Raw genomic sequence first — 9,600 nt, 5'->3', positions numbered from 1 at the left:
GGGGCCACCCAGGGAGTGGCCCACCAGAACGTACGGTCCGGTCTCGCCGGACGCGGTCAGCAGCCGGTCGAGGTCGGCAGCCGAGTCGGCCACCGTGGCAGGACGCGCCAGCGGCGTTGACTTGGTCGGTTCCACACCCGACTCATTCGTCGTCGCTGTTCCGGGCCGATCGTAGGCACACACCCGGGTGAACCCCGCAACCCCAGGGAACACCGATCCGGCTGGCGAGGTCGGGTTGGCGGTCGTGGCCATCCAGTCATCGGCGCGTCCGCCCAATCCGGCCACCAGGACCACGGTGGGGCCCCCGCTGCCCCGACACTCCAGGTAAATCGAGCGACCATTCCCGAGGTCCACGAGCCCTGCGACGTCCGGCTGAGCCGAGCCGTTCTGTCCGGTCTCCTGGGGGCTTGGGTCGTTCTGGACTTGCAACGAGTCCGACGTGCCGCAGGCCGCAGCCAGTAGCACCGTGGCCATCGTCGCGGCAACCTTCACGGCGCGCAGTCGGCGGGCACGGCCACGGCTCTGTCGTCGCACTCCTGAGCAAGTGCGCGGGGAACCACGAGGTCTCGTTGGCCTGAGCCGCGTCGACGGGTTCGATCGACAAACATCTCGATATCCATCGGTGGCTCCTCTTGCCGCCCCGGCGCGGCATGGTGGTGGCCTGAGGCTAACAGCGGAAAGCCTTCTTCTCGCCAGTGCCGTGGCCCACGAAATCGACATTGTCGTAATCGAAGTGAAGCAGGGCACCGATGGCACAGCATGGTCGGCCAGACGGAGGTGACCGCGAATCGCGTGGCACGAGAGACTGTTGTGCTTCAACCACGCCTAGGGAACGCAACAGCGTCGATCGGACTGGGGTGTCTCAGTCCGATCGACGCTGTTGCGCCTCCGCTAGCGCACCTTATAAAGCTTGGTGGTCGAGAATGGCTTCCAACCAGCGACCTTCGCAGCCTTCCACTTCACGCGAATGTTCACTGATCGGCCGTACGTCTTGATGTAGGTGCCTTTGGCTTTGCGAACGACTCGAAAGTACACAATGTCTCCGCGCTTCGCGAGGGGTCGCATGGCCGTTAGTTGCACCTTCTGCCCAGCATTGGTGACACACGGATTCTTCATGACTTTCGTGAGACCGGCCCGCTTGAGTCTCTTCGGCTTGATGACGCACTTGTGGGTCGGAGCCTGAGCCTTGCTAATAGTTGTGTAAGAGAGAACGATCTTTCCGTTGCCGCCGCCGCTACCCGTTTGGTCACCATTAGCGGCTGAGGAGAACACCGCGCCAGCTGGTCCAAGGCTTCCACCTGCGCCGCCGCCGCTGACGCTTCCGCCCCCGCCGCCGCCACCCCAGCCTGCTCCGCCGCCAGCTCTCGCAGGGGCACCCCCGGCTAAGCCACCCGCGCCGCCGCCGTTGCCACCGTAGCCATAGGTACCCCCGACGCCACCATCTCCGCCGATGCCGCTACCACTACCGCCGCCACCACCGCCATTGCCCATGGGGGTGACGCCACTGCCAGCGACTCCGCTCCCACCAGCACCACCAGCTCCACCGCCACTGCTGCCACCAGAGCCTCCGGCGCCGCCACCACCACCTTCGGCGCCGCTGCCAGCCGATCCGCTGCCGTTGGGGTTGCCCGCGCTACCGCCGGGGCTTCCGGTATCGCCGCCTCCGCCTCCGCCCCCGGCGATGATCAAGAAGGTGCCAGCGCTGGAGACATTAGAGCTTCCGCCCCCGCCACCGCTGCCGGAAGCTATACCGTTAGACCCGCCGCCACCTCCGACGCCTAGGGCCAGTGCATCACCAGGGGCAACAGTCAGATTCGCAACAACGCGGGCACCGCTGCCGCCAAGTCCTTTGAGCCCCCCGCTACCAGTCGCGCCGCCACCGCCACCTATGGCCGTGACGTTGACCTTCGTTACGCCAGTCGGAACCACAAACGTGTCCGCACCGACCGCGCTATACGTACACACAGTGGGTGCCGTGCCCACACACGAACCAGCTGCCACTGATGGTCCAGCCCCGGCGACGCCGACAAGTGAGGTGCCCGCCACCGCGGCCATTAGCATGAATACCTTAGTGCGCACTTCGATCAGCTCCAGAGCTCTCAGCCGTAGTGGATCAAGGTTGCAAAGTAAACTCCTGTGCGGCGGATCATGTCAATCGCTATGGATGGTCTTGGGTCTGTCCGGATGAACAGGCCCTCTGAACCGTGTGGGACGTCGGGCCGATGTGGCCTCTTCTTCGACGCCGGACTGACCACGCCGGCGCAAGGCGCGTGATTCCCCTAGCTCTTCGGCAGAGCGGCGACGAGCCCGTCGAAGATCGCGTTGGCGGGGAGCTTCCCGTCACCGAGCGGGATATCGCTGTTGACCATGACGACCACAGTGGTCTTGATCTTGGGGGTCACAGTTCACGTCGGTGTTGTAACCGGGCAACGTGCCAGTGTGTCCCATCCAACCGTTCTTGACGCCGAAGCCTAGGGCGTAAGTGCTCGTCGGGGAATTGCCCTTTGCCCTGCTGACCTTTGATGCCTCGCGTTCCAACTGCGACTCCGTGTTGAACACTCCCTCGCCCGAGCCAAGGGCGACGCCCCATTTGTGCAGGTCGTCGAGGGTAGAGATCATCGCGCCGGCGGTGAAGCCCCACGACGGATTCCAGTTGGTGGCGTTCTTGACCGTTCCCTCGGGTTCACCTTGTTTGGTGGTGCCGCTGAGGTAAGGCTCCGGTAGGTCCGGCGAACCGGCGGGGAAGGAGGTCTGAGTAAGCCCCAAGGGTTCCGTGATGCCAGACTTAAGGGAGTCAGTGAACGGCTTGCCAGTCACCTTCTCGATGACCATCCCAAGTAAGACGGTGTTGGTGTTGGAGAACTCGCCTTCAGTGCCCGCTTGGAACGATGCTGGCTTTCCCTTGACGTAGTCAATGAGTTCTTGCGGCGTGAATACCCGTTGCGGATCGCTGCCGAAATCCTTGAGGAACTCCTCGTCGAAGGTGTAAGACGGGATGCCGCTGGTCATGTTCGACAACATCCGGAGAGTCGCTGTCTGGCTGTTCGCCATGCCGGGGGTGTATTTACCGATCGGATCGTCGAGTGCGACCTTGCCCTGTTCAGCGAGCTGCAAGATTACGGCGACCGTGAACGGCTTGGTCAGGCTGCCGATGCGGGTGTGGTCGTCTCGTGCTGGTGGCTCAGTGCTGCCCACACCTTTGGTTCCGGTGACACCGACCCAGGTGCCATCCGGACTCCAGATCCCCGCCTGGGCGCCTGGGTAGTTGAACTTGGTTCGAACAGTGTCCAAGACGGCCTGGAACGTCGCCTGCGTGGCGCTGCCGAAAGCTTGCTCGGTGGCAGGTGCGGTCTGGCTCGGCTCTGAGGACGATGTGCTGGAAAAACCAGCAAGCAACAAGCCCGCGGTCGAAATGGCTGTGACTCCGAGCAAAATTGGACGACCGAACATGTGCAACCCCTCTAACCCCAATTATGTTGGAGGAACCAAGTACACGATTGATAGGTCAGTTTGATTCGCGCTTATGTGCAGGGGGTCGTAGTGGGTGAACGTGTGGCGGTGGTGCTTTCGGGTGCTGCCGCTAGAGGTGCCTTTCAGGCTGGGGCGATGGCGCGGCTGCTGCCCGCCCTCAGCGCACAGGGATACGAACCGACGGTCTTCCTCGGGACGAGCGCTGGTGGGATCAACGCCGCGCTTTGGGCGTCGTTGGCCGATCTCGGACCCCAGGACTGTGGCGCTGCCGTTGTGAGTACCTGGCGACAGATGGGACGCGCCGACGTCTTTGCACATCCGGTCAAGTCCCTGATTGGCGATGTCCCGCGCGTGTTGGGGTCAGTGGCGGGGTGGCCGGGTGGGCTGCCCGCCCTGCTGGACACCACTCCCCTGCGTCGGACCGCCGAACGTGTGCTGGATGTCGACCGACTCGCGAGGAACGTCGAAGACGGAACCGTTGCGGCGGTGGGGGTCTCTGCCACCTGGATTCCCACTGAGCACCCGACCAAGGATCACGCCCACACCCTGCAGGACCGCACAACGGTGTTCGCCCATAGCCGCACCCTTTCCACGGCCGGGATCACCGATCCGGATCGGGCAGTGGACCTAGCCGATGGGCCGATCCTGCGCGAGCACGTACTTGCCTCAGCTGCGATCCCGATCGCCTTCCCGCCGGTGTGGATTGACCAACCAAGCGGCGCAAGCGGTTGGTACATGGACGGTGGCGTGCGGCTGAACACTCCCCTAAGGCCCGCGCTGGCGTTGGGTGCTGATCGGATCCTCGTGGTTGCCGCAATGTCGACGGAATACGGGGACCCGCCGATTCGACCGACCCAGCGGGGATCAAGCCCACCCATGGCCGATTCCGCTGCCGTGGTCATGCATTCGGTGCTAGCGGACCGGATGGCCGAGGATTTGCGGACACTGAGGTCGCGCAATCGCAGCGCCGTCGAGGCCGCCAAAGTGGGGGCCACGTTGACTAAGTCGAATGGCGACGAGTTGCGGGCCGTGCCATTGATGGCCGTCAGTCCGGAACCCGGCCAACTGCGTGAGTTGGCGGCGGCGACGCTGCGAAGCAATGTTCGACGCGGACCGCTGGGGCTATGGCGCGAATCCGACAGCATCGTGTTGGATCGAATGCTGCGGGGCCTCGGGGATGGTCCGGGCCGTGCCGAGCTCTTCAGCTACCTATATTTCGACGAGACGTACTTCGCCGAGCAAATCAAGCTGGGTGAGGCGGCCGCGGACGAGGCACTCGCATCCGGTTGGGCACTGGATTGAAAGCCATCAACTGCGAACGCCCGCCGAATCAGCGCGTCAGACTCTCCGATTGAATGGCACGCATGTCTGACAACTCCGATGATCCGTTGCTCCAACCCCTGCGACTCGGTGACCTGCAGGTTCCGAACCGTGTCTTCATGGCACCGCTGACCCGATCGCGTGCGGGCGACCCCGATGGTGTCCCGACAGAGCTCATGGCGCAGTACTACGCCCAACGGGCATCGGCCGGACTCATCATCTCCGAGGCGACCAATATCTCCGAGGTTGCCAGGGGCTACGCTTGGACCCCCGGTATCTACACCGCTGAGCAGATCACGGGCTGGCGTCCGGTCACCGATGCGGTGCACGATGCCGGCGGCCGCATCTTCTGCCAGCTCTGGCACACGGGTCGCGTTTCGCACGAGTCGCTGCATCCCGGCCAGCCGTGCGTGTCGTCCTCGGCCAAGACCAGCGACCAATGCCAGGCCTTCATCAACGTTGATGGTGCCGGACGGCGCGAACCGTCGACACCGCCGCAGGCATTGTCGCCAACTGAGATCGCCGCAACGATCGCCGACTACGCCGCAGCCAGTAGCAATGCGATCGCCGCTGGCTTCGATGGTGTCGAAGTTCACGGCGCGAACGGCTACCTACTCCAGCAGTTCATCGCGCCCAACGTCAATGACCGCAACGACCTGTATGGCGGCGACGTGGAGGGCCGGATCCGGATCACGTTGGAGGCTGTCGATGCCGCTATTGCGGCGATCGGCGCTGGCAGGGTGGGCTTGCGGATTTCCCCGCTATTCAAGTTCAACGGTATCGCCGACACCGATCCCGGACCGGCCTTCCGGCACATCGGCGAGGCCATGTCCGAGCGCGGAATCGCTTACCTGCACATCGCAGACACCGGAACGATGGCGCCCAACGCCGAGCCCGTCATGGATCAGATCCTCGATCTCATGGAGAGCTCCTTCACCGGACCGGTGGTACTCAACGGCGCCTACGACGTCGCCCGTGCCCGCCACGATCTGGAGTCGGGTGCTGCGTCGGCGATCGCCTTCGGTCGTGCGTTCCTGGCTAACCCAGATCTCCCGCGCCGTCTGGCCGATGGCCTGCCCTTGAATGAGCCAAATCCCCGGACCTACTACGGCGGCGACGAAGCCGGATACACCGACTACCCAAGCTGGACCACCGAGTAGTTGCACGATTCAAAGCGACGGTCCGACCACATCGACGATCAGGTAGGGCCGGTGACCGACTATCAACCGAGTGGCATGTCCTCGCGGATCCAACGCGGGAGTCGTTCGGCGAGGTAGGTCCGCAGCTGCCAGGTTGCCGCTGAGTGATCCAGCGACGGTATCTCTCTGAGTCGCAAGCCACGGATTGGTTCAGACGGGAAGAGTCCGCCCCGCGACGCTGCGTCGACCGTTTCCTTCTCCGTCTTGCCCAACGCGATCGTCGTGTGGTTGGTCCTCATGCTGTTCAACAATCGCGCCGGATCGGCGAGCAGACCGCGACGACCCATGCGGCCTCGAAGCCGGATCGTGAATAGCGCAGCTTGCAGGCGCCAGTAGACCATTCGACCACCTTGAGCGAACGGCATCGGTCGAACGGTCCACTGAACCGGATTGAGCATGTACACCGCGTCCACCGACTGTTTGCGGGCAACCCGCATCGAGCACCACGAACCCAGGCACAGTCCGATCAGAGCCAGCCGCCGTGCGCCGTGTTCCCGGGCGAAGGCAGCCGCCTCGTTGGCCGCTCGCACGTTTCGAGGGCGGTAGAACCACGGCCCGTTGGGGTTGCGCACTCGTCGCCCGTCACCAATGTCCGGGTCGTCGACTCGAAACACCGAGTAGCCTCCTGCGGCCAGTGAGCGAGCCCAATCCACGGCTGACCGGCCGAGACCGTGGTGCGGAATGCGACCGGAGTTGTAGATCATGACCCACGTGTCTGAACCGCCAATGGGCTCGGTGGCTAGGCCAAACGCACCCACGCGCCCGAATTCGTGTGCGGTCTCTCGCCAATGCGCTGTCACCAAGTCATCTTTTAGCCGCAGGCCAGGATGGTCGACCGGATCGTGGGTCGGCAGGGCCACAAGCGCTCTGGCCAGTAGGCGCTTGATGTCGCCGATGGGAACGGCGGAGAACTGGTCGTCTGGGTGAACCGATCGGTCCTCACGGCTCAGCCGCAAGTCGACAACTTCCGACTGCGCAAGCACCTCGCACTGCCCAATCGCTTTGCCGTAGACCCGATCCGATCGCAGCCCCAGCACTAGCTGAGGCACCTGTCCAAGGTGCGTCGGATCGAGCTTGAGTGCTTTCAGCGCCGTTGCCAACGGGGCGGGGTAGGCAATCTGCGGCGTCTGGACCATGTCAGCCGGCGGACTTGGGTCAGGGGCGAGCCACGCGTCGCTGACAGTTGTGAACAGCATCTGCTGTTCGCGCAGGAAGTTGCGGCCCGTCCCGCACGGATCCCACAGCAGAGCGACGTCGGCACGTTCAATGGCTGCCGAGTTTGACATCAGGGTCGCTCCGGCTCGGAGTCCGACCACCAACAGCGGCAGGCCAGCGGCACCCACGGCGGCGAGGCAATCGTCGACGTCCTCGTGCCAGTGCTCCACCAGGTTTTCGGTGTCCAAATCGCCGAGGGAATCACCAGTGCCGGTCCAGTCCATCCGCAACACGGCAACGCCATCGGCGACCAGGAGTTTGCTCATGATGCGGAAAGCGCGGTGCGCGAACAGGGCCTCGGCGCCAAGTGGCGGAAACAGGACCGCCACGGCCCGGGTGCCACCGACTGGTTGCTCGAACGATGCGTACAGCCGCCCGCTACGACCGAACCAACCCTGGTTGAGCACCGAACGATCCACGTGGCCTCCTGCTGCGCGTCAACCCACCGCGAGTCAGGGTAGTCCTCCGCTTCCGCACCTGCGCTGCGAACTAGGTGAACCGCTGAGGGTGGGGCGGACTCACACGTGTCGGGTCGTGTCAGCGAACGGACTTGATGGGCCAGACGGCGGCAGCGCCCACGATCGTGATCAGACCCGTCACGATGTACAAGGTGGGATAACCGCCCAGATGCTTGACGGCCACAAACGCGATGATCGGCGCGATGACCTGCGGCGCGGAGTTGGCGATGTTGATAACCCCGAGATCGCGCGCCCGATCTCTTGCTGCCGGCAGAACCTGAGTGATGAGGGCTTGATCGACGGCCAGGTACCAGCCCCAGCCCAGCCCAAGGATGAAGGCTGCAACGTATGCGAGTGGCAACGACGACGCTGCCGCGAGGAGGAAGGCCCCGAACGCCATGATCATCGAGGCGACGACCACATACAGTTTGCGCTTACCGCTGCGATCAGACAGGTACCCACCGATCACGGCCGTGGCAATCGTTCCCAGTGAGTAGAGCACGATGAGCAGGGCTTGCGATTCCTGCGCGGCGGTAGCGTCCAATCCGACACGATCTTTGAGGAAGAACAACAGGTAGACGGTCGCGATGGCATTGGCCAGGCTCACCAGGAAGCGTGCACCCCACGCCCAGGCAAAGTCCGGGTACAGCTTTGGCGACACCCAAAAGCCGCGGAGGAATTCGCCCCAAATGAATGGCGGGCGATCGGCTTTGGGAAGCGGCGGATCCTTCAGCCGGAACAAGAACGGCAGGACGAGCAGTACCAGGAGGAACCCGGTCAGCCAGAATCCTCCGGTCAACGACGTCACGACGAACGCCACCAAACCGACTCCAAGCACGACTCCAACGGTCTGGGCTAACCCCATGAGCCCAGATGCAACGCCACGTTGGGAGACGGGAACCTGATCGGGGATGGTGGCGGTCAACGTGGCGTAGGAGGCGTTGACCGTGAATTGCACGACCAACCACATCAGCGTGATGGCGAACAGGGACGTCAGGGTGGGCAGGATCGTGATGGTGATTGCCCCGACCACCGCTCCGCCGAAGAGCCATGGTCGGCGCCGACCCCAACGCGAGGTTGTCCGGTCTGACAAAGCGCCGGTGATCGGTTGCCCGACTACGGCCCCGATCACCCCTACGCCGGTAATGATGGCAAGCGCGGATTCCTTACCGCCGCTGCCGGAAACCGACTCGGCAAGTCGGGGCAGCAGGTTCTGCAGTGGGGCGAAGAAGGCCACCATGATGCCGAGGTTGGCCAGCGCCATGGTGGCCAACAGGGAGCCACCAACGCGCATGGTCGGTTCCTCCAACGCGTTGGTGGGGATGGGCACAGCCTCGCTGGTCATCCGTGAGTCTCCTTGGTATTGGGCTGTTGGTCCCCCCGCTGGGCAGCGAGCAGCGTTCGAAAGTGATGGAACGACTCTTTGGGTATGCGTTCCTGACTGTCGTAGTCGCAGTACACGAGCCCGAAGCGTTGGGTGTACCCCTCGACCCATTCGAAGTTGTCGATGAAGGACCAGTAGAAGTAGCCGCGAATATCCACGCCTTGTGCCATCGCGTCCGCCACCGCACGCAGGTGCCGATCCAGGTAGGCGATTCGGAAGTCGTCGTGGACTGAGTTGTTGTCGACCACGTCGAGGACCGACGTGCCGTTCTCGGTGATGTAGATCGGTGGCAGTGCTGGACCGTAGTTGTCGTCGAGTGAGACAAGTATTTCGGTCAATCCTTCAGGCACGACCGGCCAATCGAACGCCGAGCGTGGGACCCCTTCGATACGGGCAAGCTCGAAGCCCATCGGGTTGTCCGGGCCCGGGGCCTTGACTGCCTCCGGGTTGTAGTAGTTGACGCCGAGGAAGTCGATGGGTGCGCTGATGATTGCGGCGTCACCGTCCTGGATGACGCTGAAGTCCGATCCGGGATAGGCCTGCTCGAGGTCGA

General features: G+C 63.7%; 8 protein-coding genes. 2 read left to right on the top strand and 6 right to left on the bottom strand.

The annotated features are described in order from the left end of the window. The 3 genes from KAZ48_09140 to KAZ48_09130 all read right to left on the bottom strand — a co-directional run. Positions 1 to 474 (bottom strand): alpha/beta hydrolase (locus tag KAZ48_09140; GenBank protein MBP7972954.1); only part of this gene is annotated, 474 nt, incomplete at its 3' end. A 417-nt stretch (positions 475 to 891) separates the two neighbouring features. Continuing rightward, positions 892 to 2,079 carry a hypothetical protein gene (locus KAZ48_09135; protein MBP7972953.1) on the bottom strand — a complete coding sequence of 396 codons (1,188 nt, stop codon included), beginning with the start codon at positions 2,077 to 2,079 and terminating at the stop codon, positions 892 to 894. Positions 2,080 to 2,340: 261 nt separating this feature from the next. Beyond that, positions 2,341 to 3,450 carry a beta-lactamase family protein gene (locus KAZ48_09130; protein MBP7972952.1) on the bottom strand — a complete coding sequence of 370 codons (1,110 nt, stop codon included), beginning with the start codon at positions 3,448 to 3,450 and terminating at the stop codon, positions 2,341 to 2,343. A 90-nt stretch (positions 3,451 to 3,540) separates the two neighbouring features. Here KAZ48_09130 and KAZ48_09125 point away from each other — a divergent pair, with 90 nt between their 5' ends. Together KAZ48_09125 and KAZ48_09120 are read left to right on the top strand one after the other, a co-directional pair. Then, entirely contained in the window at positions 3,541 to 4,773 is a 1,233-nt protein-coding gene (locus KAZ48_09125; GenBank protein MBP7972951.1) for a patatin-like phospholipase family protein, read from the top strand. A 62-nt stretch (positions 4,774 to 4,835) separates the two neighbouring features. Beyond that, positions 4,836 to 5,951 (top strand): alkene reductase, encoded by a 1,116-nt coding sequence (locus KAZ48_09120; GenBank protein MBP7972950.1) that lies wholly within the window; start codon positions 4,836 to 4,838, stop codon positions 5,949 to 5,951. A gap of 62 nt (positions 5,952 to 6,013) precedes the next feature. Here KAZ48_09120 and KAZ48_09115 read toward each other — a convergent pair whose 3' ends face one another. The 3 genes from KAZ48_09115 to KAZ48_09105 all read right to left on the bottom strand — a co-directional run. Beyond that, positions 6,014 to 7,624: a hypothetical protein gene (locus KAZ48_09115; GenBank protein MBP7972949.1), complete on the bottom strand. Its 1,611-nt coding sequence runs from the start codon at positions 7,622 to 7,624 to the stop codon at positions 6,014 to 6,016. A 118-nt stretch (positions 7,625 to 7,742) separates the two neighbouring features. Continuing rightward, a complete protein-coding gene (locus tag KAZ48_09110) occupies positions 7,743 to 9,008 on the bottom strand; it encodes an MFS transporter (GenBank protein MBP7972948.1) in 1,266 nt (421 codons plus the stop codon). Further along, on the bottom strand, positions 9,005 to 9,600 hold a 596-nt coding region (locus KAZ48_09105), incomplete at its 5' end, for a family 1 glycosylhydrolase (protein ID MBP7972947.1). The genes KAZ48_09105 and KAZ48_09110, both read right to left, overlap by 4 nt.

The organism is Candidatus Nanopelagicales bacterium, from assembly GCA_018003655.1.
Taxonomy (GTDB): Bacteria; Actinomycetota; Actinomycetes; order S36-B12; family UBA10799; genus JAGNDY01.
Note: the sequence above shows the minus strand (reverse complement) of the source record. Positions and strands in the feature narration are given on the sequence as shown.

What these genes read in the sequence shown, in the direction of transcription:
- KAZ48_09130 (MBP7972952.1), bottom strand. Translation starts at nt 3,450, where the DNA reads ATGTTCGGTCGTCCAATTTTGCTCGGAGTCACAGCCATTTCGACCGCG.
- KAZ48_09120 (MBP7972950.1), top strand. Translation starts at nt 4,836, where the DNA reads ATGTCTGACAACTCCGATGATCCGTTGCTCCAACCCCTGCGACTCGGT.
- KAZ48_09110 (MBP7972948.1), bottom strand. Translation starts at nt 9,008, where the DNA reads ATGACCAGCGAGGCTGTGCCCATCCCCACCAACGCGTTGGAGGAACCG.